The organism is Paenibacillus pinihumi DSM 23905 = JCM 16419 (genome assembly GCF_000422505.1).
Classification (GTDB): Bacteria; Bacillota; Bacilli; order Paenibacillales; family Paenibacillaceae; genus Paenibacillus_D; species Paenibacillus_D pinihumi.
In genome coordinates this window covers 126,008-150,391 of sequence record NZ_KE383867.1, presented here as the reverse complement: position 1 = coordinate 150,391, position 24,384 = coordinate 126,008, and the positions used below count along the sequence as shown (strand labels likewise).

Genomic DNA, 24,384 nt, shown 5'->3' with positions numbered 1-24,384 from the left:
GTATACAGAATCTTTTTTACGGAGGTTGCTATGCTTCTTCAAGTTTCAGAACTATCCAAAAGCTACAGCGTAAAGACTGTGCTATCCAATATTACCTTTCAGATTCAGCCCCGTGAGCGTATCGGGCTGGTAGGTGTCAACGGCGCGGGCAAATCGACCCTGCTCCAAATTATTGCCGGGGAGCTCACTGCTGATTCCGGCACGATCTATAAAGCAAAAGAGACCCGAATCGGTTATCTGGCCCAAAACAGCGGCTTAAGCTCTTCACGGACAATTATGGAAGAAATGCGAGCCGTCTTTGCCCACCTGATCGCAGCCGAGCAGGAACTGCGGGATATGGAGCAGCAAATTGCCGACCCGGCTCTTCATGAGGATGAACAGCGTTATGAAGAGGTGCTATCCCGATATGCGGCCCGCTCCGAGTGGTTCAAGCAGCAGGGCGGCTTCGAGATTGAGACGAAAATCCGCAGTGTGCTCCACGGGATGGGCTTCGGTGACTTCGCGGCTGATACGGTCATCTCCACCCTGAGCGGCGGGCAAAAGACGAGACTGGCGCTCGCCCGGATTTTGCTGCAGGCACCGGATTTGCTCATGCTTGACGAGCCGACCAACTATCTGGACATCCCCACACTAACGTGGCTGGAAGATTATTTGCGCGGTTATTCCGGAGCTGTGCTGGTTGTTTCCCATGACCGCTTTTTCCTGGATGCGCTGGCAACAGCCATTGTTGAAATCGAACGCAATGCGGCCAAGCGCTATACCGGCAACTACAGCCGCTATATTGAAGTCAAGGCAAGCGAATACGAAGCAGCAATGAAACAGTATGAGAAGCAGCAGGATGAAATTGCCCGGATGGAGGAATTCGTTCAGAAAAATATCGTCCGCGCCTCTACCACCAAGCGTGCCCAAAGCCGCCGCAAGGCGCTGGATAAAATGGACCGTCTGGACAAGCCGATGGGCGATTTGAAAAAAGCCAGCTTCTCCTTCGATATTCAGCGGCAAACAGGCAAGGATGTGCTGGATGTACAGCAGCTCTCCATCGCCTTCCCGGGGAGCAGCAAGCCGTTATTCGAACATGTCGCCTTCCAGCTTCACCGCAGCGAGACCGTAGCCCTCATCGGTCCGAACGGGATGGGCAAGTCTACTTTGCTCAAGGCTTTGGTAGGGGAACTGACACCACGCCAGGGCTCTATCAAATGGGGCTCCAACGTCAAAATCGGGTATTACGACCAGGAGCAGACAGGGCTGAATCCTTCCAATACAGTGCTGGAGGAAGTATGGAGCGCTTATCCGCATCTGGAAGAGGCGCGAATCCGTACGGTGCTGGGCAACTTCCTGTTCAGCGGCGAAGATGTGAAGAAGAAAATTGCTGCGCTTAGCGGCGGCGAGAAAGCACGCGTGTCGCTATCCAAGCTCATGCTGCTCGAAGCGAATGTACTTATTCTTGACGAGCCGACGAACCATTTGGATTTATTCAGCAAAGAAGTGCTGGAGTCGGCTCTGGTCGATTTTGAAGGCACGCTGCTCTTCATCTCTCATGACCGCTATTTCCTCAATAAAATGGCTGAGCGGATCGTTGAGCTGACGCCGCAGGGCATACTGCAATTTCTCGGCAATTACGATGAAATGCTGGAGAAAAAACAGGAGTTGGCCGAACTGCAGGAAGAGACGGCTGCTGCAAAGAAAGATATCGCGAAAACAGAGGGCGCCCCTGTCTCCAATTATGAGATGGACAAGCAGGCCAAAAAGGACCAGCGGCAAAGGCAGAGGAAGCTGGAACAGCTGGAGCAGAGCATTGCCGAACTTGAGGCAGAAATTACGGTGCTGGAGGAAAAGCTGACCGAGCCGGATGTGTACAATGATTATGTGCTGGTCCAGCAGCTTCAAGCCGATATTGAACAAAAAAAATCCGAGCTAAGCTCCTGCTACGAAGCCTGGGAAGAGTTATTGGCTTAATAATAAACCACATTAATATTAACGCATTGTTAACAAACCGTCTGCATACAGCACCTCGCTGTTCAGGCGGTTTGTTGTATTTTGGCAGCCGTTTTTGGTCTATCCACTTTTTCCACAGGCTTATCCACAGGTTAGGGATAATTTTTAGGCAATTCTGTCGATATTAATGCCGTAAAATAAAAGGGTTTGACGCGTTTTTTTTAATTTTATGTCGAAAAAACCGAGTACTCCACAAGTTAATCCACATTATCCACAAAATACACATCTTGGTTGTGAAAAACTTATCCCCATTTCAACAGTGATGTATATCCATATAGATTGCCGCTGAATGCTTATTATCCACAGAAAATTCTGAATATGTGTATAAACTTGTCTACAACCCTTTCTTACTCTTGTCGCATCCAAAAAGCAGCAAGGAACCCGCTGAAGGTATCGGCAATATAATCACAGGCGCGTGATTTTACCTGCACATAACAATCAGGCTCCCTTTACGGCAGTTGGCTTTATCATCACCTGTCTGCGCCATGGGAGCCTGTATCAATCTTTACTTTTCATTACGCCCGAATAAGCTGGCGGATTACGTCCTCTCCAGCTCACCTGCGGTGATCTCCATATAATCAATACGGGAAAGCGGCTTTTTGGCCGGGCCGTTCAATACCTCGCCTTCAAAGGAAAACCTAGACCCGTGGCATGGGCAATCCCATGAGCGTTCTCCCTCATTCCATTCCACTTCGCAGCCCATATGGGTGCACGTCGTGTCCAGCACATGCAGCTTGCCTTCCGGTTCGCGATAAGCGCCGGCTCTTCTTCCATTTATCATTACAACAGCACCCCGATCCGGGCCGATGTCCTCTGGCATTGTTTTTGCCCACTCCAGCTTGCCCGTCACAAGATGCTTGATAACATCGCCTGTTTCAACGAGCAATGTCTTTAGGCCAGGGTCAGCATTGAAGCGGGAAGGCGTGAACAATTCCCGATAAGGATTTTCATCTGATCGTTCAGTGATGTAGTCCTTGAGCAGATGGGCAGCAACGGCGGAGGTTGTCATCCCCCATTTGCGATAGCCGGTCGCCACCAGAACCCGGTCATTGCCCGCTGTAACCGGGCCGATGTAAGGCAGCTTGTCCAAGGAAATCAGATCCTGTGCCGACCACCGGTACGAGATAGCAGACAGGCCAAATGTTTGTTGTGCAAATTGCTGGAGCGCTTCATAATGGCGATGGGTGCAAATTCCCTGGCCGGTCTGATGGCCTTCCCCTCCGAGCAGCAATGCATGCTTCCCGCCGATCTGGACGCTACGCACCGAGCGCTTTGGATCATCCACATTCAAATACATCCCGCCCGGATAATCTGCCTGTTCATCCGGGAGAGGACAAGCAATCGCATAGGATCTCTCCGGGTGCATCCTGGCAAAATAAAGTCCCATCCCTTCGTGAAACGGGTAATGGGTAGCCGCCACCACGTAGTGCCCGGTTACCCGGTGTCCTTCTTTTGTCAACACCCGGGGGCGTTCCCCGCTCTCGACACCAGTCGCTTCGGTCTGCTCATAGATTTGTCCGCCCAAAGCTGCAAATTCTCCTAATAAGTAACGCAAGTAGCGCAACGGGTGAAATTGCGCCTGGCCGGGCATTACGACAGCCGCCTTCACACCAAGCGGATCCAGCGGCACCTGGTCCACATAAGAGCCGGGAATGCCCAGTTTCTCATAAGCACGAAATTCCTGCTCCAGCTTACCCGCCATATCTCCCGCAGTGGTGTACAAATAAGCATCCTGCTCTTGGAAATCACAATCAATACGCTCCCGCCGGATAAGCTCCTTCATCCATTGAAGCGCCTGATGGTTCGCTTCGTAGTACAGCCGCGCCTGTTCAGTTCCAAAATGGCTGATGAATTCGTCGTAAATCAGGTCATGCTGCGCGGTTATTTTTGCGGTTGTATGCCCGCTTGTCCCGGTGGCAATGGTTCCGGCATCCAGCAGGGCTACTTGCAGACCTTCCTTGGCCAGCAGGTAAGCCGTCGTAACACCAGTGAGCCCGGCTCCCACAATGACAGCATCGACTGAAATTGAATCTTGCAGCTTCGGATAGGTGCGAAAAGGTGTCGAAGCGATCCAATACGATTCCGGAAACTGCGGCAGCTCAATTGAATTGGGCAAATTTTGGGCCATCAGAGTCTCTTCCTTTCTATATTCACATTCAGCTTATTCTGCTCCATTTCCAATCCAGGATATTCACTGGAATCCGCTAACATTGTCTTGGGTCCGTTAAAGCAAAGAAGCTCCCCAGTCCTGCACGGCATCCGCCATACAAGACCAGGAAGCATATAAACCTTGATTATTAATATTTCCAATTATCTTATGATTTCGTCTAAGGCGTTTCGTTTTCCTTTTTGAAAGCTTCCACAACCTCGTCAATCTGGCGGGTTACCGGAATAAAGTTCCCTTCATATCTGGTCTGAATGTAGTCGCTGACCTTTTGCGAATGAAGCACTGCATTCAGCTTTTTGAACGCTTCCGGCTTGTCCTTCAAAATGCCCTCTGTCGTAGCTACAACATTAATATATGCGGTATCGGCCTCATTCTCATGATACAGGGATGAGTTCAGCTTATAGCCTGCCTGGAGGGCAACCCCATTGTTAATAATGGCTGCTGCCACATCATCCAGCACCCGTGGGAGCATGCCGCTCTGTGCTGTAATGATGTTCAGCTTAAGCGGATTGTCCGCAATCTGGTCTACGCCTCCCTTGGCAGCATCGAATCCTTCCTGAAGCTTGATCAGTTTGGCGGATTCGAGAAGCTTTAGAGCCCGGACCAGATTCGTCTGGTCGTTCGGGATGGCTATTTTCGCGCCCTCCTTAATTTCCTTAAGGTCTTTGATATTTTTAGCGTAAATGCCGAGCGGCGCAATGATTGTCGTATCCGCAGCAGCGAGTGAAGCTTTATGAATGCCATTCCAGCTTGTCAGATAGGCAATATGCTGGAATGCATTCGCGTCCAAATCCCCGTCAGCAAGCGACTGATTCAAATCCACCTGGCCTGTTAGAGTGACTACCTCAATGTTCAGGCCGTCTGCCTTGGCCTCATCCCGGATAAAATTCCACAGATCAGCCTGAATATCGGTCGTCCCTACTTTGAGTGAATTTTCGTTACCTGAACCCGCCCCTTTATTGCTGCATGCCGATATTGCCAAGACTGTTACCAAGATTAATGCCGTTAACAATAGCTTTCCTTGCCGAAACGGCTTGTCCATATGAACGCCCCCTAAATAGTAAGATGGAGATAGAATTACTAAAACCAAGTAAACACATAAGATTTATTAAGATCATATCAACTTTACTCTGAATGTCAATCATTTTTTATTCAATTGAGGAATTGATTTCCACTCAGATCTGAGGTATCATAATTTCAAATTAAAACTGAGTAAACCAATTTATTAACTATGTTTAAAAATTTAACTATGCTTAAACTTGAGATTTCTTCATTTGCTTTGCTGCCTGTTTGTCTTTGCCGCTTTCCAACGTTAATTTTGAACGCAATCAGATTTACGGAGAGGATGAAATCGATGTCTGCCCAAAGACAAATTAAAATCGGACTTTATATTGTCGGAACCGGCATGCATATCGGCTCCTGGCGCCTGCCGCAAGCTCAGGCCGATGCCAGCATTGATGTCGGCTTTTATAAAAAAATCGCGCTTGAAGCGGAAAGAGGACTGTTCGATGCCGCCTTTATCGCAGACAGTCTGGCAATTGATGAAAATTCACATTCACAAATTCTGAACCGTTTTGACCCTACTGTACTCATTACGGCCATTGCGGGGGCAACGACTCATATTGGTGTTGTAGCTACAGCCTCCACTACCTATAACGAGCCTTACACCTTGGCCCGGCAGTTCGCTTCTGTGGATATCATCAGCGGCGGAAGAGCCGGATGGAATGTGGTAACAACAGCCGATGCAACCGGACTTACGGCATTGAATTTTAGCCGGAAGGAGCATACTCTGCATGATGACCGGTACAAGATTGCGGAGGAATTTATCGATGTGGTCAAGGGACTGTGGGATTCCTGGGAAGAGGACGCCTTTATCCGCAACAAGGAGACCGGACAATTCTATGATCCTGACAAGGTGCATCTGCTCAATTACGAGGGCGAATTCTTCCAGGTTCGGGGGCCGCTGAATATCGGCCGGACCCCGCAGGGGCATCCGGTACTGTTCCAGGCTGGCTCATCCATACCCGGACAGGAGTTTGCTGCGAGAACAGCCGAAGCGGTGTTCAGCCACAAGAAATCCTTTGAGGACGCCCGCAGCTTCTACAAGCAATTGAAGGGCCGCATGGCGAAGTATGGCCGCAAGGAGACTGAGCTTCTGATTTTGCAAGGCATATCTCCGATTATCGGCCGGACTGAGGCTGAAGCCGCTGAGAAAGCGGCGCTGCTGGAATCTACAATCATCCAGGAGCAGGCACTGCGATTCTTGTCCGGGTATGTAGGCAACGTTGACTTGACCGCTTATAACCTGGATACACCTGCATCAGAAGTGGCCTGGCGGGAAGTCAACAGCATTCAGAGCGATTTCGAAATGATCCAAAAAATAATCCGTGAAGAAAATCTGACAATCGGCCAGCTCTATTCCAAAATCAGCAATGTGGCAACGAATGGATCGCTTCGCGGAACTCCCGAGCAGGTCGCCGATACCTTGACATACTGGTTTGAAAATAGCGCTTGTGACGGCTTTATCTTCATCCCGCCTGCTTTGCCGGACAGCCTCACTGACTTTGTAGACCTTGTTGTGCCGATTCTGCAGGAGCGCGGAATCTATCGGACCGAGTATACGGAGACAACGCTGCGCGGACATCTTGGACTGTCCATCCCGGAAAACCGCTATACGGGACAAAGATCCCGGACCAGCCATGCGCTGTAGAAGCCGAAGGCTTATCATCTTCCATATTGAAATGATCCGGCAGGCTTGGCCTGCCGGATCATTTTGTGCTTTAACAGCCCATAACTGCTAGCATATCAATCCCGTTATTCCCGGCGGGCCTTGCGTCCCATCCGGTTCCCTATTGATTGAATTCCCTGCACCAGAACGAGCAAGATCAGGACGGTCACAATCATAACAAAGGTATCGAAGCGCTGGTACCCATAGGTAATAGCCAAATCCCCGATCCCGCCGCCGCCGACTGTCCCGGCCATCGCCGTGGCTCCAATCAGCGTAATTGTAGCTGTTGTAAAGGTAAGAATGAGCGAGGCGAATGCTTCCGGGAGCAAAAAATGCCAGATGACCTGGAAAGGGGTTGCACCCATGGATTCTGCTGCTTCCAGAATGCCCGGATTCACCTCCAACAATGAATTTTCGACAAGCCTTGCGATATAAGGCGCAATATAAATCACGAGCGGAACGATAGCCGCAGTGGTGCCAATAGAGGTTTGTACAACAAATCTTGTGAACGGGATAATGGCTACGAGCAAAATAATAAAAGGCAGCGACCGGACAATATTAATGACCGGATTGAGAATGCTGTAGACCAGCTTGCTCTCTATGACTCCGCCCGGCCTTCCGACTACCAGCAGAATGCCTAACGGAACTCCCAGCAGGGAACCGAACAGAAGCGAGACGCCGACCATTGTCAGTGTTTCCTGCAAGGCCTTAATAATCTGATCCGCCGTAATTGTCGTGTCCATCATACGGAATCAACCTCCTCTATATATACGCCTTGGTCCTGTAAAAATCGGGCTGCCTGATCAATAACCCTATCCTCGCCTTGAAGCTGAATAATCATATTTCCCAGTGTTGTCGCTTGAATCTCCGTCATATTGGCGAACAATATATTGACCTGCACATTATAATTGCGAATAAGACCGTTAATAACCGGCTCCGACGCAGACTGCCCGATGAATTCAAGCTTGAACAGCCGCCGCTGCCCTTCTGCCTTCAGCGTCTGAATAACACTCGACGGTACGGTGTTGCGAATGACAGTCCGCACAAAATTGCGTGTGGTCTCATGCCGGGGGCTCCCGAATACATCCAGCACATTTCCTTGCTCGATAATGATGCCGTCTTCCATTACGGCTACCTTGTTGCAAATCTGTTGAATGACTGCCATCTCATGTGTAATCATTAGTATAGTGATCGGATACGTCTCGCTGATTCTCTTCAGCAGCGCCAAAATCGATTGTGTCGTCTGGGGGTCAAGTGCAGAAGTTGCTTCATCACACAGAAGAATGGTAGGATTGCCGGCGAGCGCTCTGGCGATACCGACACGCTGCTTTTGTCCGCCTGACAGTTCCTTCGGGTAACTCCCTGCCTTGTCGCTCAGCCCGACGAAATCCAGCAGCTCTGTGACACGCTGTCTAATCTCGGACTTGCTTTTTTTGACAAGTACAAGCGGAATGGCGATATTATCGTACACCGTTTTCGACTCCAGCAAATTAAAATGCTGAAAAATCATGCCGATTTTTTTCTTCACGTTCCGAAGCTCATGAACACTATATTGATCGAGAGGCTGACCTTCTACAATTACCTGCCCTTTCGTAGGTTTTTCCAGATAATTAACCAGACGGATCAATGTACTTTTCCCCGCCCCGCTGTATCCGATGACACCGAATATATCCCCTTTTTCCGCTCTTAGACTTACGCCCCGCAGCGCCTCAATGGAGCTCTCGCCCCTCTTGTATGTTTTATACACATCCACCAGTTCTATCATCGTGCAGTTCCTCCCGGCCATTAAACAAGATTAGAACAACAGTCGTTCACTTGATGCTGATACAGCCCGCCCGTAAAGGCAGGCCTGGGAACCGTCACTTCGTAGGGTCCGGTCAATTCTCCAATCATTTTAAATCATACTATCATTATAGGAATACAATGTAAATCTATTTTTTGTAAAAGAATTCCGCTGTAAATCGACGGATAAGAGCCTGATGACAGGTATTCAAGAAAAATAAAATTCAGGATTGATAAACCCGGAATCCAGGTACATATGCAATCCTCACCATATAAAAAAGCGGACAATATCATACATAATTAGAAGTTATCCACTGAAAAAGAAATTTATAATGTTATCCACAAAATATACCTATATACACAGATGTATATGTGGATAACAATTCGCTCTAAAGGAATCATCACTCACTTATCCCCATTCCTGCGGGCTGCTCTGGGGGCAAATTTCCCATCCAATTAAAGCTCACATGAATTCCGCAACTTTTCCCTTTGTTTACCGTCTAAGCTAGTACAGTTTCTAATCGGGAGCCTGCCGCACAGCTTGACTGGGAGCAGACTCGGCGAAGCACGATTACAGCAGCAAAGAAAGGGCTTGACTGGACTCGACAGGCCTTTTGCAATTCAAGTAAAGGAGATTTTTGCACAAAAAATGAATACTGAATTACAGACGAACGCGCCTCAGCCCCATGAGAGAAAACACCGCAACAATGCCAAGCGACCGGTCTATGTGTTTCTTGGCGTATGGGTGATCCTGATTATTTGCGGAGTGGCCGGAACCATATGGTATACGGACCGCACGAAACAGGCACTGACCGCCCGCTTGGAGGCTCAAACGGCCGCCCAAATGGCTGTCATGCAGCAGCATTACGAGGAACGAATTGGAGCTGTGGAGAAAGCTTTTGCAGATGAAATTTCCACTTTGGGGAGCAAGGTCGAAGCACTGAATGAGCTGCTTACCTTCACCAAGGACAACGCCAGCGACAAAACCGACAACAGCAACAAGCTCTACACCCAGATTAATGAAGTGAAGAAAAAGCTGAATGAGCTTGAGAAAAACCTGGAAGTGCTGAAATGATGGTTACGGTCAAATACATAAACCGGCTGGGACTGCTTGTTTGCGCTCCGTTCGCAGGCATGCTCATCTGGCTGCTGTGCTCCCCATTTACAACCGAGCTGTCTCCTGCTGCATTTCCCGAGCCGCCCGCCTATACCACGGCGCAAATCAGCTCCGGCAGTGCTGTGCTTGATGAGAAGCTGGATGAAGCGCACGGGATTGCATCCACAATCTCGGCATCGATGAAAAAAACAGCATGGCTCTATAATGAAACGAATAAAAATGTAAGCACCATCGCCAAAACGGCCAGCCTTCAGGCGGACAGGCCGCTGAAAATTTATGATACCCGGATCAGCTCCAAGCTCGGTAAGCCGTCACAGACACTCGATACCGACCGTATGCGCGCCCAGCTCTTCTATGTGAATGCAGAGAACTTCAAGGGCTATGCGCTGAAGGTGAAGCTCAAATCCAGCGAGGCCATGTCCATGGTGCTCGGCAACGACAAGTATGGCGGCGCAGAAACGACACTTGCCGCAGTACGCCGGACGAATGCTGCAGCAGGCATCAATGCCGGCGGTTTCGCTGACCAGCAGGGCTCGCGCTACCCGCTGAGTACGACAATCGTGGACGGAGAGTATGTAAATGGCTTCGAGCCTTCCTTCTCAGATTTGTTCTTTGTCGGCGTTAACAAAGACTTGAAGCTGGTCGGCAATAAATATAACAGCCGGAATCAGCTTGATAAGGAACAAGCCCAGTTCGGTGCATCCTTTGTCCCTATTTTGCTGAAAAACGGCAACAAACAGGCGATCCCTTCAAAATGGCAAACCAGTCCGAAGCGGGCAGCACGTACCGTCATCGCCAATTACAAGGATGACCAGCTGTTGTTTCTTGTAACGGACGCCGCTGATGAGCAGGGCAATTCGGGCGCATCGCTTGCCGAGCTGCAAATTCTGCTCCAGCGTTACGGTGCAGTGGACGCCTACAATCTCGACGGAGGCGGTTCATCGACGCTCGTTTTCAACGGACAGGTAATTAACAAGCCTTCGGACGGGACACTCCGCAAACTGGCGACGAATTTTGTTCTTTTCTCCTGATCCCCCTGGTACTGCATATCAATTCTGTATACGCAAATAAGGCCATCCTTCGGCAGACGTGATCAAGACGTTTGCCGAAGGATGGCCTTCCTGTTAGGGTTACCATCCATATTTAAAAACGAAGCAGCCTGTCTATAAGCTATAAAAAGCGGTTAAGCCTCGCTCTTCTCAAGCTCACATACCGACCATTCCTCCAGGGAAAGCATCGGATCAGCCTTCATATCCAGCTCAGAGAATTGCCCGCGTTCCCATTTCAGGTGAGCAGCTGCTGCAATCATGGCCGCATTATCCGTACACAACGACATCGGCGGAATGAGCAGCGGCATATTCTCCTTCTCACAGCGGGCCTGCAGCGCAGCCCTCAGTCCGCCGTTGGCTGCCACTCCACCGCACAGCAGCAGCTGCTTGGCATCATAGGCATGAACGGCGCGAATCGCCTTCTCTACGAGCACCTCAATAACCGATTCCTGAAAGCCGCGTGCAAGCGCTCCAGGATCGAGAGTCTGGCCCTTCATATTCGCCTGGTTAATCGCCGCCAACACCGCGGATTTTAACCCGCTGAAGCTGAAATCATAGGAATCCGGCTCCAGCCAGGCTCTCGGCAGGGTCAACGCCTCATCCGCGCTCTGGGCCAGCTTGTCCACATGCGGGCCGCCCGGGTAGGGGAACTTGAGCGAGCGCGCTACCTTGTCATAAGCCTCGCCGACTGCATCATCCCTGGTACGTCCGATAATACGGAATACGCCCTCACGCTCCAGCACGACCAGTTCCGTATGTCCGCCGGAGACGACGAGGGCCACCGAAGGATACACCATGTCATGCACCAGCTTGTTCGCATAAATATGACCGGCAATATGATGCGTCCCAATCAAGGGAACATCAAGCGCCATCGCCAGACTTTTGGCAGCTACAAGGCCTACCAGCAATGCGCCGACAAGTCCGGGCCCCTGGGTGACGGCAACCGCATCAATATCCTGCAGTGTAATGCCGGCCTTGCGGACAGCTTCTTCCATAATCAGCGTGATCGATTCCACGTGCTTGCGCGATGCAATTTCGGGGACGACCCCGCCAAATTGCTTGTGCGTCTCGATTTGGCTGGAGACAATATTGGACAATACCTCGCTCCCGCCGCGGACGACCGCTACTGAGGTTTCATCACAGCTGGTTTCGATTGCCAAAATAATTTCCTCACAGGCGGCAGCCAGTTTAGTCTTCGTCATCTTGAGCACCTGCCTTTACCTGATCCAGCTCTGCCCACATAATCAGAGCGTCTTCTCCGTTATCGGAGTAATAGCCCGGTCTTACGCCCGAAGGCTCAAATCCGAGCTTCCGGTACAAATTTTTGGCGGGTTCATTGCTGACCCGCACCTCCAATGTCATACGCCCCGCGCCAAAAAACACCGCTGTCCGCTGCAGCTCGTGGAGCAGCCGCTCCCCCAGCCCCTGGCCGCGGTAGCCTTCACACACGGCAATATTAGTCACATGCGCCTCATCCATAATGGTCCACATGCCGCCATAGCCAATCACTTTGTCTTCCCACTCCATCACCATATAGCGGGCAAAATGGTTGTTCGTCAGTTCATTGATAAATGCTTCCGCTGTCCATGGGCTTGTGAAGGCTTGCTGTTCGATTTGACAAATAACCGGCACATCCTCCAATTGCATGGAACGGAAGATCAGCCGCTCAGGCTGAACGGCAGTCTGCCCCTCGTCCTTGCTTTGAACTCCCGCCGTATTCGCAGTGGCCTTCCCTGTGCAAAGCAGACTGTCTGCTCCTGCAGCACAATTCTTCGTCTCAGACACGCGGCTGCACCTCCCCGCCTCTGGCTGCGAGCAGCTTCACTTCCGCTTCTGCCAGCTGCGTATAGTTGGGTACTAATGTGTGCGGGGCGCTCAACTCGCCGCGGTGCAGCTTGTCCTGCCCGAGGCGGGCAATATGGCTTCCCTCAAGCGTATAGGCGGCAGACAGTACCTTGAGGGAGCCGCTCATTCCGGCAAATCGATCTGCCTGCTCCTGATGAAGCTCCAGTTCACCGGCAAAAATAATCTCCTGCGGGAGCTGCCGTCCATCTCCATCCTTCACCAGCCGCGCCAGTTCATCCGCCCAATCGGCCATCAGCCGGATGCCATCACTGGCTACCCGCTCCCACTGGCCGTCAGTACCGGCGGCAAAAGCAGCCGTATATACTTGCCCGCGGCGGGCATCCATAAGCGGAATGACCCAGCGCAAGACGTTCTCATCACCTGCAGCACGCTGTAAAGCTCCATAGGCCAGCCCCTCCAGTGAGGATACGCTGACCAACGGCTTATTCCACACCCATGCCAGGGTCTTGCCGATTGTCACCGCGATTCTCATTCCGGTGTAAGAGCCCGGCCCGCAGCCAACAATAATTGCGTCAAGCTCGGAATGAGACTTGCCAGCCTGCTTGAGCAGCTGCTGCAGGCTGGCAACACTGTATACGGAGTGATTCCGCTCGGACATGGAGTTCAGTTCCCCCAGCACCCGCTCGCCCTCCATTAATGAAGCAGCCATGACAGCTGTCGAGGTATCGATTGCCAGCACCAGCGGACAGCCAGTGGTCTTCTTGTGTTCCGCCTGGCCTGCTTTTACTTGTTCGTTCATATGCTAACGCCTCCTAACGTACCGAGCTCCCTGCACCAGGACACATAAGGCTCACCGTGACCTGTGAGCATGAATCGGCGGGCTTCGCCGCCCAAATGCTCGATATACAGGTCAAGCCGGCACTCCGGCAAGACCGGCCCGATAATACTGGCCCATTCTACAATCGTTGCCCCTTCACCGAAAAAGTAATCATCCAGCCCAAGATCGTCCGCTTCCCCCAGGGAAATCCGGTATACATCCATATGATAAAAAGGCAGCTTGCTGCCTGCATATTCCTTAATTATTGTAAAGGTCGGGCTGTTCACAATAGCCGTCACTCCGATGGCAGCTGCAAAGGCCTGGGAAAATCTCGTCTTCCCGGCTCCCAGGTCGCCATCCAGAGCAAGCATCGTACCCGGCAGCGCACGACTGCCCAGCCATCCGGCCAGCTGAATGGTATCCTGTTCGGAATGCGCCGTCCAGTCAATCTTCATTACTTCCAATTTAGACATTCTGCTCACCTGTTGCTTTCAGAAAAATGGTTATAGCCCCGTTTCAAAATTGCTGTTCGTTCTCCGCCGTCACTGCCGTACATCCATACCCCGGGTGCCCCGGATTCAACCCGGCCGATGCGGTACAGTGGAATCCCCTGACGATTTAGCTCCTCTTTGGCTTGCTCCAGATCTGCCTCCGGCATTGTGCCGACAAGCACATAGTCCTCTCCGCCGTACAGCATCCAGTCAACCGGATTTTTGCCGGTCTGCTCCGCGTAATGAAGGAGACTGGCACTGCGCGGAAGCAAATGCTCACTAAGCACAATCGAAACCTGAGAGGATTCAGCCAGCTCCCAGGCTTCGCTTGCAAGTCCGTCACTGACATCATTGAGCGCATGGCATGCCCCTTGAGAGATGAGCAGCCTCCCTGCCGCTACCGAAGGCTGCGGACGCCTGTGATGACGCACCAGCGCTCCTGCACCCTCTGTATCGGCCATCTTCTGGGCTGTCGCAGCCAGTTCCCTATACGGCACAACCTTCCCGTATTTCTCCGGGAGCTTCATCAAATAATCCAGTCCTGCTGCGGACATCCCGAGCAATCCGGTAACGAAAACAGCATCGCCCGGCTGTGCTCCAGAGCGGTATACGCTGCGTCCCGATTCGATAATACCTGTCAGCGTCACTGCCAGCACCAAATGCGAAGGCGAAGAAGTCGTATCTCCGCCTACAATTGCAACCCCATATTGATTTGCACAGGCATACAGCCCGTCATAAATTTGCTTTACCCTCTGGGGGCTGTATGAAGGAGGGACGCTGACAGATATAACCGCATGCCGCGGTATCCCGCCCATTGCCGCGATATCGCTAATATTGGCTGCCAGCGCCTTATATCCAACATCCTCTTCCAGCATGGTCAAGTCGTTGAAGTGAATCGTCTCGACCATCGTATCCACGGTAATCAGGCTCTGCCAGGACGAAGTGGAACCCGTACCGCCTTTTCCCGGCGTTGCCTCGACAACTGCTGCGTCATCGCCTATGCCAACAACAACTCCGCGTTCCTGCTGCCAGGATTTCTGCTGGCGGTTCTCTGTCCAGCTGCGTATGCCTGCAAATTCATCCAAGCGTTCCCCTCCCTTAACCTGCTGTCCGAATTATTGATCACATTATAGCGGCCAGATCATCCGTCCGCAACCAGACCCTGTGATTAGTGAATATCCTTCTTCTTGAATCGGCCGCCCTTCACATCATGGATATTGCCGATCGCTACAAAGGCCTGGGAGTCCAGCTCCTGAACAATCGACTTGAGCTTGGCTTCCTCCAGACGGTTAATGACGCAGAAGATGACCCGTTTACTGGAACCCGTAAAGGCACCCTCCCCGTTCAGATAGGTTACCCCACGCCCCAGCCGGTCCATAATGGCGGAGCCGATCTCAGTCGATTCTTCGCTAATTATCCATACCGCCTTGGATTCATCAAAGCCCTCCAGCGTAACGTCGATCAGCTTGAATGCAATGTAGTAAGCAATCAGTGAATACATCGCACGGTCCCAGGTAAATACGAAGCCCGCTGTAATCATAATAAAGAAGTTGAAGAACATGACAATCTCGCCTACAGAGAAGGGAGATTTTTTATTAATGAGTATCGCTACAATCTCTGTCCCGTCCAGCGAGCCGCCGAACCGGATGACCAGCCCGACCCCAACACCTAGCAGTACACCTCCAAATACGGTAACCAGAAACAGGTTGCTGGTCAGCGGTGGCACGGAATGCAGCAGTGCCGTATCTACCGACATGACGGTGACTCCGTACAGCGTCGACATCGCAAAAGTTTTCCCGATTTGTTTGTAACCCAGAAACAAAAACGGGAGATTAAGCAAAAACAGAAACATGCCCAGCGGCAGATTGGTCAAATGGGAGACAATAATGGATATGCCTACAATTCCACCATCAATAATATTGTTGGGTACCAGAAAAATTTCTAACGCCACAGCCATCAGAGATGCTCCGAGTGTAATAAATAAAATCCGGAACATGACATCCAGCTTGGTCAATTTAAGATGCTGATGTGTTGCCATTTTACACGGCTCCCCTTTTCTCGTCTCCCTATTATTTTATATGAATCCGGCCGATTGATAAAGAATTTCCTTTGGGGCAACCGGGCGGACAGCCGCCCGAGCATATTCAGGAATAAAAAAGAACTGCTCCTCTGCGCGTGAGGAACAGTTCTCTGTCAGGCGATTCTAATAGAGGATAGCAGTATCTGTCTTGCCTTGCAGCTCAACAAGCCGCATCATCACCACAGCAGCCTGTGCCTTGGTGACAGGGGCATCCGGGTTGAACCTGCCGCCTGACGGGGTCAGCAGGCCGAGATTCGAGACGATTGCGGCCGCACCCTTGTTTTTGATTTTATCGGAATCCTTCAAGGAGGCAATCCGGACATCATCGGTCATATGTTCAGCAAGCTTCCCGTATTTCAGCATGTTTGCCAGCAGTATCGACAGTTCACCCCGGGTTAGCGTCCTGCCCGGATTGAGCTTATTACCGGGGTTAGCCTTTAGCCAGCTGTTCTCCACAAAGAAATCAACCCCTCCTTTGAACTCGCTGTCCTCCTGAACATCGGCAAAATGCTTTTCTTCTGAACGCAGATAACCATCATGCTCCCCGTATACGCCCCGCCTGATCATATTCATCCAATCTCCGTAACGGATGGACGAGTCCGGGTGTATACGTCCATCCGGATCCGGCTTGAGCAAGCCGTAGTTAATGAGTGTGGTGATTTGGCTATTGGCCCAGTGGCCTTCAATATCTGCCGGTATAGAAGTCTGCTCCGCCCCTAAACCTCCATCCCTGTTGAACAAAAGCTTGATTTCACCTGTCTGCGCATCAATTACATGAGCGGCCCTGCCCCCTCTTATCAACGGTTTGTAAATGAGCTTGATACCGTCGATGAAGGCTTCATAGGTCAATTCGGCTTTCAGTTCCGCATGATAGCTGCTGCGGGCAGCTTCCTCTGAGATCTTTGCTGTTAACAGATCAAGCGAGGCTCCAAGTCCATCCAGTTTTACAGTCTCATTATGGTAAGCAGACAGCTTGCCGTCCGCATCCAGTGACACGGTCACCGTGTTCCGCAAGAGCGGAGTGCCTTTATAGAAGCTCTGGAACGTATATTGAAACCGATCCTCCTGATCCCCAAAGCTGTTGTCTGCTTTTCTTAGCCCTTCAGCATTAATCAGCTTTAATTCTTCCCTGGCATTGGGGTACAGCTTAACAATCAGCTTCAACGCAGTATCCCGTGCTTGCTGCTCAGTGACCGAAGTTTTTTTGACTTTTGGAGCCTCCTGATCTGCTGTGTCTCCCAGGATGTGCCTCGGATATTTGAAAAAGGAGAAGTGTCGGATTTCCCCTGTTGACGCATCCACAACGGCATTCAAATTCTCACCCATGAATTGCCCCTTTTGCCAGCTTAAATTCCACATCTGCCCTTTGCCACCCCTGTAATCCTCACCCAAACGCTGCGATGAAAGAGTAAAATCAGAGGGTACAGCGACTGCAGCCTTTATTGTCTCCTCCGCCTGCTCAGCGGTCAGCTGCCCGCCTTGATGGGGCTTGAAGACCTCGGTGGCGGCAGGAATATCGGCATATACGCTGCCGCTATTTCCAAATCCGGGGGTTTCAATCAGCTTGCCGCTTTGGGCATCAAGCTGAATGGCTACAGTTGACGGCACATAAGCCAGCATCCATTTTGACTTTTCATGCAGATTGGCGGGCGACCAGTCCGCTGGCACATAGTGGAGCACCAGCTTATCCTGCTCCTTGAATAATTTCTCTGCTTCGTCCTGTTTGATCCCGGCAGAAGCAGCCGGATATTGGCTGTTGGCAGGTCTGCGGTGATAGTCGCGGATTTCTCCATTGCCGTCTACGGTAACTTGAACATTCTCAACAGACTTAATCCCGTTTACTTTAATATGGTAGCTAAAATGATGACGGACGGGACCAAAAAGCCGCTTGGGCTCGCCCCAATAGAAATTGGGATCCTCCTGTACAAGCTGGGCTTGTCTGATCTTCCCGCCGGATGCCTTCTCAATGATTTGCCTCGCAATTTTCTCTGCTTCGGCGTTTGACACTTTCGGCGGATAGTAACTTTGATTATCCTCTCTGTCATAAGGGGTGGTGTAGGTCAGCACCTCGCCCGAAACGGCATCCACACGGGTTGAGAAGCTGGCTGAGCTATTAGATTTGTGGCTTATTGTCCATCTCATTTCCCAGGCTATGGCTCCGCTATTAAAATTGGGAACATGGTTCGTGTTCTCCAACGTAACCGAATCCAGCTTTGCCTGTTGAAGAATCGGAAATAGCTTGCGCATGGTTTGCTCCGCTTGCTCTTTGGAAATTTTGGCCTTGGCCATCTGCCCGCTATCCATACTTTCCTGACCTTCAGGTCTGGCCTTTACGGATTCGGAGACTGAACCTGAACCGCTTCCTTGGATTACTGTGGATGCAGCATCTAATCCCGACGCATAGCCCGGCTGTGCCGCTCCGTACATGAGACTCAAACCTAACGTTCCGGCTACAGCCAGCTTGACTGCCCTGTCTTTTCTTGCGGATTTCTTCAAAGCAAACATCATCCTTTCCCTCAATTCGTCTATTTATTTACGTATTTTCCCATAAAAGGTTTCAGTTATATCTATTTGAAATGTTTCCCGATATCTATATATACAAAAAAACCTTTTTCCAGTACGACTCTCAATGGAAAAAGGTTTGCCTGATTTAATTTGCTACTTGATTGGTATCATCTCCGCTATGGTGACAAACGTATAGCCTTTGCTTCTCAGCTTGGTAATTATAATCGGCAGTGCCTCCACACTGCCACTTAGATTCTCTCCCTTGCCCGAGTGCTGGAGAATGATGGACCCTGGTCTGACATGGGGCAGGACATTGGCGCATACATCTTTGGCGCTAAGCCCCTTCCAGTCAAGTGAATCCACGTTCCAGTTCACTGCCTTGCGCTGGTTTTTTGCCAGCCACCTGATTTGCGGTTCGGTAATATTCCCATAGGGAGGACGTATGTAGCTCGGTACATATCCTGTAAACCCGGCAATAATCCGGTCGGTTCTGATCATCTCATTCCGGAATTCATCCAGGCTAAGCTTGTTCATATTCGGATGGCTGTACGAATGATTGCCAATGATATGGCCCTCTCTGACGATGCGGTTCATTACTTTCGGATAAGCCTCAGCCCGGTTGCCCAGCACAAAAAATGTCGCCTTCACGCCTTCCTTTTTTAAAATGTCCAGAATTCGGGGGGTGAATTTGTTATCCGGCGCATCGTCAAAGGTTAAAGCGACCCTTTGGCCGTAAGGCTTGCCATTTAGAACGAAGGTTCCCGGGTATTTGGCATGAAGCTCCGGCAGAGAAAGCGGCTTAAAAACGGTCTCCTCTTCTCTGATTGCCGGAAGGGAGAGGCTGTTTTTTTTTACCTCCTGGCTATTTTTCTGTCCCGTAGAAGGATCAGAAGCCAAGCAGCACGCAGGCAGCGCCAACAGCATGACAAGCACCAGAATTCGCACCGCAGCTTTCCGAAACTGCTTCATGGTTGCTCCTCCCTTGCATTGATATTATGCCTATTGTTGCCCGTTTGGCCTTCTTCCATTCGAGATGCCTTCCTGGTTACACCAAACTGGCAGTTTCTGAAGAGAGGCTGTTTTTGATCAATAGCGGGTGCATATGTGCCCGCTATCGCATTTTGGCAACACCGTAGATCACAATAATAAGCCAGCCTGCAGATCAGGTGCAGACTGGCTTATCAGCAGTAGATAACAGGATTATCTCAAGACATCTTCTCCTGCCTATTCCTCCGTAAATGAACGGTGCTCCTCATCCATGGTATCGGTTGTCGAAGCATCGACCAGACCATTGTGGGGTGTCACTTGGCCGCCCCCGAGTCCCTCATTGACCATCCGGTCAATATCCATGAAATAATCCTCGCGCCCTTCATGCGAGATATCAGCGGCAGCTTGCGGCGTTTGCGGCGAATTTCCGAGCTCTGACATGATGATGTCCTCCTTCCTGCAATAAACAGATTACCGGGTGAACATTGACTTTCATCCCTTGCCCAAAATATAACCGCCCTGAGTCATTTTCATACAGGATGGACAAGCTAACTTCAAAACAAGGGCAAATTACGGGAGGAAACAGTGATGCATACGGTTTGGAAGGGCGCAATCAGCTTTGGACTCGTGCATGTGCCGGTCAAAATGTTCTCCGCTACGGAGGATAAGGACATCTCGATGAAAATGATTCATAAGGTATGCGGGGGGCCGATCAGCTACGTCAGGCAGTGTAAAAATTGCGAGGTCGATGTGGAATGGGATGATATTTCCAAAGGCTACGAGTATGAAAAAGGACGCTATGTCCTGTTTGAAAAAGATGAGCTTGATGCGCTTGCCTCAGAGGCGACCAAGACGATTCAAATTTTGGACTTTGTTGATTTGAATGAGATTGATCCGATTTATTTTCAAAAAACGTATTATCTTTCCCCCGACCAGGCCGGCGGCAACGCTTATAACCTGCTGCTTGCAGCAATGCGCGATACAGGCAAAATCGGCATTTCGAAAATATCAATCCGTTCCAAGAGCAGTCTTGCTGCTATCCGTGTGCTGGACAACTGTCTGGCAATCGAGACCGTCTTCTACCCGGATGAGATCCGCCCGGTAAGCCAGGTCCCCGGGCTTCCGGATGCGGTCAATGTCAATGATAAAGAGCTGACGATGGCGCGAATGCTGATCGACCAGTTGTCCACCCCCTTTGAACCTGCCAAGTATACGGATGATTACCGGATCAGGCTGATGGACGTCATCGGCAAGAAGATTGCCGGAGAAGAAGTACACGTCGCTCCTGAACAGCAGCGCGCCAATGTTATTGACCTGATGGCAGCTCTGCAAGCGAGTCTGGAGGCTGTTCAGACCGATCCGGCAAACGGGCCGACAACTGCGAAGGTATCCGTGAAAAAGCCTTCCAAGCCCGGAGCCAAGTCGACAAAAGCGAAAACCAAAGAAACCGTATCTTAGGAAGAACAGGTATGGAAAACGATCCCTGAGTCATTGGTCAGGTCTAGCCCGGAAAAGGCACAAGTTATTGCTGAAACGTACAAGATGCCGGATCAGCCTGAATCACGGCCTGAATGCTGGGCTGGCGAAGCGTGCTGTGGCGGGTCCATTCCAAATAATGCACTTTGACGGCCAGCCACGGCTTTATCCACACTGCCTCTTTGCTGCGCTCAGGAACGTTGGCGAACGGGCGCTCCGCAACCTTGAGTTCATTCGTCAAACGGGTCAAATTAGCCCAGTCCTCCGTGTTCAGCTTGCCTGTGCCTGCGTGGCCGATGTACCACAGCTTCCCGTCCGCATCATAGAGTCCGAGGAGCAGTGCATTTACCTGCTTGCCGCGGTAGGTGACGCCGCCAACGGCCGCAGTCAGATCCTGAATGTTTTTTTTCTTCCGCCAGCGGTCATCCTTGCCTTGGACCGCATAAGGACTGTCCAAATCCTTAATAACGATCCCTTCCAGCTGATGGGCCACCATGACGTCATACAGCGCTGTGGAATCCGGGGTGCTCGTTACCAGTTGCACTGTTGCGCCGGGACGGATAATGCTCTCAAGCAGTTGCTGCCGCTTATGCAAGGGAAGGTCTGTCACCCAGCGGCCATCTATGAACAGGACATCAAACAGCATATAGGTGATTGGAACTTCCTTGACCAATCCGGGGATAGAAGACGTCTTGTGTGCACGGTCACGGCGCATAATCTGATGAAATGATGGCTTTCCCTGATCCAGTGCAATGATTTCCCCATCCAGAATGACAGATTGTGCCGTGCAAAATTGTTCAATCTGCTGAAGCTCCGGGTATTGGGCCGTACGGTCATTCAACCTGCGATTTACAAGCCGCACATGAGTGCCATCATAATAAAGCAGCATGCGGACACCGTCCCATTTCACCTGTCCGACCCATTGCTTGCCTGACGGAATGTTATCTACAATTACCGGTTCAAACGGAATGACCGGTTCAAGCTCCATCCTTTGTTCCCCCATTTCTATTCATTTGTAACAAGGAGTTGAAACCTATGCCAACCGCGGTCAAAGGTTCCATTATGATCGAAGAACAAGAGCTGACAATATCCAATCCGGACAAGCTGCTGTGGCCGGAGATGGGCATTACCAAGCTGGTGTACCTGGAGAAGCTTGGCGAGCTGGCTCCATATCTGATCAAGCATTGCAAGAACCGCTACCTGACTACTATCCGTTACCCGAATGGCATTCACGGCAAATTTTTTTATCAGAAAAATTGTCCGCAGCCCCAGCCTGACTTTGTACATCTTGCTCCGCTCGACGCTATCGCCTATATTCATCTGGATTCGCTGCCCGTGCTCCTTTGGCTTGGCAATCTGGCCTGTCTGGAGTTTCATGCTTCCTTCGACCGGATCAATGAGCCTGAGCGGCCAACCGAATGGATTATCGATCTTGATCCTTCACTTGAAGAGGAACCGAGAATTATGGAAGCCGCCTCTCATGTCGGCAAGCTGCTGCTGTCCCTCGGCATTCAATCCGTTCCCAAAACGTCAGGGGCGACCGGCGTTCAAATTGTTGTGCCGCTTGAGCAGGATCTGACCTTTGATGAACTGCGCCGGATCGGACAATTCGTCGGGGAATATTTGTCCCGCTCTCACCCCGGGCTGTTCACGATTGAACGGATGAAGAAGGATCGCGGTGATCTGATTTATTTTGATTATTTGCAGCATTACCGCGGCAAGACCATTTCTGCACCTTACACGCCACGGGCGAAAAAGGCGGCGAGCGTCTCCACCCCGCTCACCTGGGATGAGGTTGGCCGGGATGTGAAGCCTGCCGATTATCATCTGTTGAACATTATGCAGCGCCTGCATAGCCGGGGCGATCTGCTTGATTCCGTTGCGGCGCAAAATTTGCGTCCGATTTTGAAATTTATTGGACGGTGAGCACAATAGCAGCTTCAATCCCTATAGCAGCGGTGACAGCAGCCGTGACACCGCTTCGCCAATCTTGTGCAGCCGGGGCCGCTTTTTAAAGCTGGATAGACGAAGTTCTTCACTGGCCTGCAGGTCACGCCGGAAATCCTGCTCCACCTGCTCAATAGCCTCCCGGTTGAACAAAATTGCTGTCAGCTCAAAATTGCTGAAAAAGCTGCGCATATCCATATTCGCCGTTCCGATTGAGGTCAGCAGCCGGTCGACAATCAGTGTCTTCGAATGAATAAACCCTTTCTGATAACGATATACTCTTACACCAGCCTCCAGCAATTCCTCCACATAGGAGAGTGAAGCAAGCATTACAAGGCGGGAATCGCATATTTGAGGAATAATCAATCGTACATCCACCCCGCTCAGCGCAGCAGTCCGCAGCCCCATCAACAGGCTGGAATCCGGGATAAAGTAGGGCGACGTAATGAAAATTTTCGATTTGGCTACTGCAATTGCATTAAAATAACATTCCAGTACGGCATCGGCGCTGCTGTCCGGCCCGCTGGACACAATCTGCACCTGCTCACCCGACTTGCAATTATGCTCCGGGAACAATTCCTGTCCCGACAAGCGTTCCTTGGCTGTAAACCACCAGTCCCGCATAAAGATATCCTGCAGCGAATAGACGGCATCCCCGTACAGCCTAAGATGCGTATCTCTCCAAAAGCCCAGCTTCGGATTCCCGTTCAAGTATTCATCACCGATATTTATCCCGCCAAGAAATCCTGTTGTGCCGTCAATGACCACGATTTTGCGGTGATTGCGGTAATTCATCCGTTTCTCGAAAAATGCCAGCCGCGGCGGCAGGAAGCAACAGGTTCGTATGCCTGCAGCCTCAAGCTCATTGAAGTAAGCGCCATGCGTCTCATAGCTCCCGACTCCGTCATAAATGATTCTTACCTTGACGCCGTCCTTAGCTTTTCGTATTAGAGCCTCCTTGAAGCGCTGCCCGATCTGATCATCGCGGATGGTGTAATATTCCATATGAATATGATCCCTTGCCTGTTCAATGGCCTCCAAGATTCGGGCATAGGTTTCTTCTCCGTTTTGAAGCACTTCAATATCATTGCAGGACGTTATGGGCGACATGCTGAAGCTTTGCAGCAGACGGAACAGCCTCTCCTGATGGATGAATTCGCCATCACCCAGCTCATGTATGCGGTGAACAAGCTTTGTTCGCCGAAGTGCACGAAGACGAAGTTCCGGAGAGACAATGCCTTGACGGCGTACCGTCCGTTTTCTCTGAAATTCCTTCGCCATAAAGTAGTAGGTTACAAAACCGATCAGCGGGAAGACGAATAAAATCAGCTGCCATGCGACGGCCTTGGACGGATTGCGATATTCGGCAATCAGAATGGTCAGAACTTGAAATATAATGACTAGCAAGGCTATTATGACCCAAATCATCGCGTTTCT

Annotated in this window: 21 protein-coding genes; 6 read left to right on the top strand and 15 right to left on the bottom strand. The window is 50.8% G+C overall.

Annotated features, from left to right (window positions below):
* The first annotated feature begins 30 nt into the window (after nucleotides 1-30).
* Nucleotides 31-1,956, top strand: a complete 1,926-nt coding sequence (locus H583_RS0126670; RefSeq protein ID WP_028563151.1) for an ABC transporter ATP-binding protein — start codon at nucleotides 31-33, stop codon at nucleotides 1,954-1,956.
* Between the two features lie 577 nt (nucleotides 1,957-2,533).
* Here the strand turns inward: H583_RS0126670 and H583_RS34435 are convergent.
* Nucleotides 2,534-4,123, bottom strand: a complete 1,590-nt coding sequence (locus H583_RS34435) for an FAD-dependent oxidoreductase (protein WP_051237062.1) — start codon at nucleotides 4,121-4,123, stop codon at nucleotides 2,534-2,536.
* Between the two features lie 199 nt (nucleotides 4,124-4,322).
* On the bottom strand, nucleotides 4,323-5,204 hold the full coding sequence (locus H583_RS34430; protein WP_036711170.1) for a MetQ/NlpA family ABC transporter substrate-binding protein: 882 nt from the start codon (nucleotides 5,202-5,204) through the stop codon (nucleotides 4,323-4,325).
* A 312-nt stretch (nucleotides 5,205-5,516) separates the two neighbouring features.
* Between H583_RS34430 and H583_RS0126650 the strand changes: the two genes are divergently transcribed.
* A complete protein-coding gene (locus tag H583_RS0126650) occupies nucleotides 5,517-6,872 on the top strand; it encodes an LLM class flavin-dependent oxidoreductase (protein ID WP_028563149.1) in 1,356 nt (451 codons plus the stop codon).
* Nucleotides 6,873-6,976: 104 nt separating this feature from the next.
* On the opposite strand, the gene H583_RS0126645 is transcribed toward H583_RS0126650, so the two are convergent.
* Nucleotides 6,977-7,636 carry a methionine ABC transporter permease gene (locus H583_RS0126645; RefSeq protein WP_028563148.1) on the bottom strand — a complete coding sequence of 220 codons (660 nt, stop codon included), beginning with the start codon at nucleotides 7,634-7,636 and terminating at the stop codon, nucleotides 6,977-6,979.
* Entirely contained in the window at nucleotides 7,633-8,655 is a 1,023-nt protein-coding gene (locus tag H583_RS0126640) for a methionine ABC transporter ATP-binding protein (protein WP_028563147.1), read from the bottom strand. The genes H583_RS0126645 and H583_RS0126640 overlap by 4 nt, the downstream gene beginning before the upstream one ends.
* 666 nt (nucleotides 8,656-9,321) lie before the next feature.
* Between H583_RS0126640 and H583_RS0126635 the strand changes: the two genes are divergently transcribed.
* On the top strand, nucleotides 9,322-9,747 hold the full coding sequence (locus H583_RS0126635; protein ID WP_028563146.1) for a hypothetical protein: 426 nt from the start codon (nucleotides 9,322-9,324) through the stop codon (nucleotides 9,745-9,747).
* Nucleotides 9,744-10,820 (top strand): phosphodiester glycosidase family protein, encoded by a 1,077-nt coding sequence (locus tag H583_RS0126630; protein ID WP_028563145.1) that lies wholly within the window; start codon nucleotides 9,744-9,746, stop codon nucleotides 10,818-10,820. The genes H583_RS0126635 and H583_RS0126630 overlap by 4 nt, the downstream gene beginning before the upstream one ends.
* A gap of 152 nt (nucleotides 10,821-10,972) precedes the next feature.
* On the opposite strand, the gene tsaD is transcribed toward H583_RS0126630, so the two are convergent.
* From tsaD to H583_RS0126585, 9 genes are all read right to left on the bottom strand, one after another.
* The gene (gene tsaD, locus H583_RS0126625; protein ID WP_051237060.1) at nucleotides 10,973-12,040 is read right to left on the bottom strand and encodes a tRNA (adenosine(37)-N6)-threonylcarbamoyltransferase complex transferase subunit TsaD; all 1,068 of its coding nucleotides are present in this window, start codon (nucleotides 12,038-12,040) and stop codon (nucleotides 10,973-10,975) included.
* Nucleotides 12,027-12,500: a ribosomal protein S18-alanine N-acetyltransferase gene (gene rimI, locus H583_RS0126620; RefSeq protein ID WP_028563143.1), complete on the bottom strand. Its 474-nt coding sequence runs from the start codon at nucleotides 12,498-12,500 to the stop codon at nucleotides 12,027-12,029. The genes tsaD and rimI overlap by 14 nt, the downstream gene beginning before the upstream one ends.
* 115 nt (nucleotides 12,501-12,615) lie before the next feature.
* Nucleotides 12,616-13,443, bottom strand: a complete 828-nt coding sequence (tsaB, locus tag H583_RS0126615) for a tRNA (adenosine(37)-N6)-threonylcarbamoyltransferase complex dimerization subunit type 1 TsaB (RefSeq protein WP_028563142.1) — start codon at nucleotides 13,441-13,443, stop codon at nucleotides 12,616-12,618.
* On the bottom strand, nucleotides 13,440-13,934 hold the full coding sequence (gene tsaE / locus H583_RS0126610; RefSeq protein ID WP_028563141.1) for a tRNA (adenosine(37)-N6)-threonylcarbamoyltransferase complex ATPase subunit type 1 TsaE: 495 nt from the start codon (nucleotides 13,932-13,934) through the stop codon (nucleotides 13,440-13,442). The genes tsaB and tsaE overlap by 4 nt, the downstream gene beginning before the upstream one ends.
* Nucleotides 13,935-13,939: 5 nt before the next feature.
* A complete protein-coding gene (thiL, locus tag H583_RS0126605; protein WP_028563140.1) occupies nucleotides 13,940-15,037 on the bottom strand; it encodes a thiamine-phosphate kinase in 1,098 nt (365 codons plus the stop codon).
* 83 nt (nucleotides 15,038-15,120) lie between these two features.
* A complete protein-coding gene (locus tag H583_RS0126600) occupies nucleotides 15,121-15,990 on the bottom strand; it encodes a YitT family protein (RefSeq protein ID WP_028563139.1) in 870 nt (289 codons plus the stop codon).
* A gap of 165 nt (nucleotides 15,991-16,155) precedes the next feature.
* Nucleotides 16,156-18,528, bottom strand: coding sequence for a YcdB/YcdC domain-containing protein (locus H583_RS0126595; protein ID WP_161631223.1), 2,373 nt, complete (start codon nucleotides 18,526-18,528; stop codon nucleotides 16,156-16,158).
* Between the two features lie 162 nt (nucleotides 18,529-18,690).
* The gene (locus H583_RS0126590; protein ID WP_028563137.1) at nucleotides 18,691-19,506 is read right to left on the bottom strand and encodes a polysaccharide deacetylase family protein; all 816 of its coding nucleotides are present in this window, start codon (nucleotides 19,504-19,506) and stop codon (nucleotides 18,691-18,693) included.
* A 255-nt stretch (nucleotides 19,507-19,761) separates the two neighbouring features.
* Nucleotides 19,762-19,965, bottom strand: coding sequence for a hypothetical protein (locus tag H583_RS0126585; RefSeq protein WP_028563136.1), 204 nt, complete (start codon nucleotides 19,963-19,965; stop codon nucleotides 19,762-19,764).
* A 147-nt stretch (nucleotides 19,966-20,112) separates the two neighbouring features.
* Between H583_RS0126585 and ku the strand changes: the two genes are divergently transcribed.
* Nucleotides 20,113-20,982, top strand: a complete 870-nt coding sequence (ku, locus tag H583_RS0126580) for a non-homologous end joining protein Ku (protein ID WP_028563135.1) — start codon at nucleotides 20,113-20,115, stop codon at nucleotides 20,980-20,982.
* A gap of 64 nt (nucleotides 20,983-21,046) precedes the next feature.
* On the opposite strand, the gene H583_RS0126575 is transcribed toward ku, so the two are convergent.
* Nucleotides 21,047-21,988, bottom strand: coding sequence for an ATP-dependent DNA ligase (locus H583_RS0126575; protein WP_028563134.1), 942 nt, complete (start codon nucleotides 21,986-21,988; stop codon nucleotides 21,047-21,049).
* A 47-nt stretch (nucleotides 21,989-22,035) separates the two neighbouring features.
* Between H583_RS0126575 and ligD the strand changes: the two genes are divergently transcribed.
* Nucleotides 22,036-22,926 (top strand): non-homologous end-joining DNA ligase, encoded by an 891-nt coding sequence (gene ligD, locus H583_RS0126570; protein ID WP_028563133.1) that lies wholly within the window; start codon nucleotides 22,036-22,038, stop codon nucleotides 22,924-22,926.
* Between the two features lie 21 nt (nucleotides 22,927-22,947).
* Here ligD and cls read toward each other — a convergent pair whose 3' ends face one another.
* Nucleotides 22,948-24,375 (bottom strand): cardiolipin synthase, encoded by a 1,428-nt coding sequence (gene cls, locus H583_RS0126565; RefSeq protein WP_028563132.1) that lies wholly within the window; start codon nucleotides 24,373-24,375, stop codon nucleotides 22,948-22,950.
* Nucleotides 24,376-24,384: the final 9 nt, after the last annotated feature.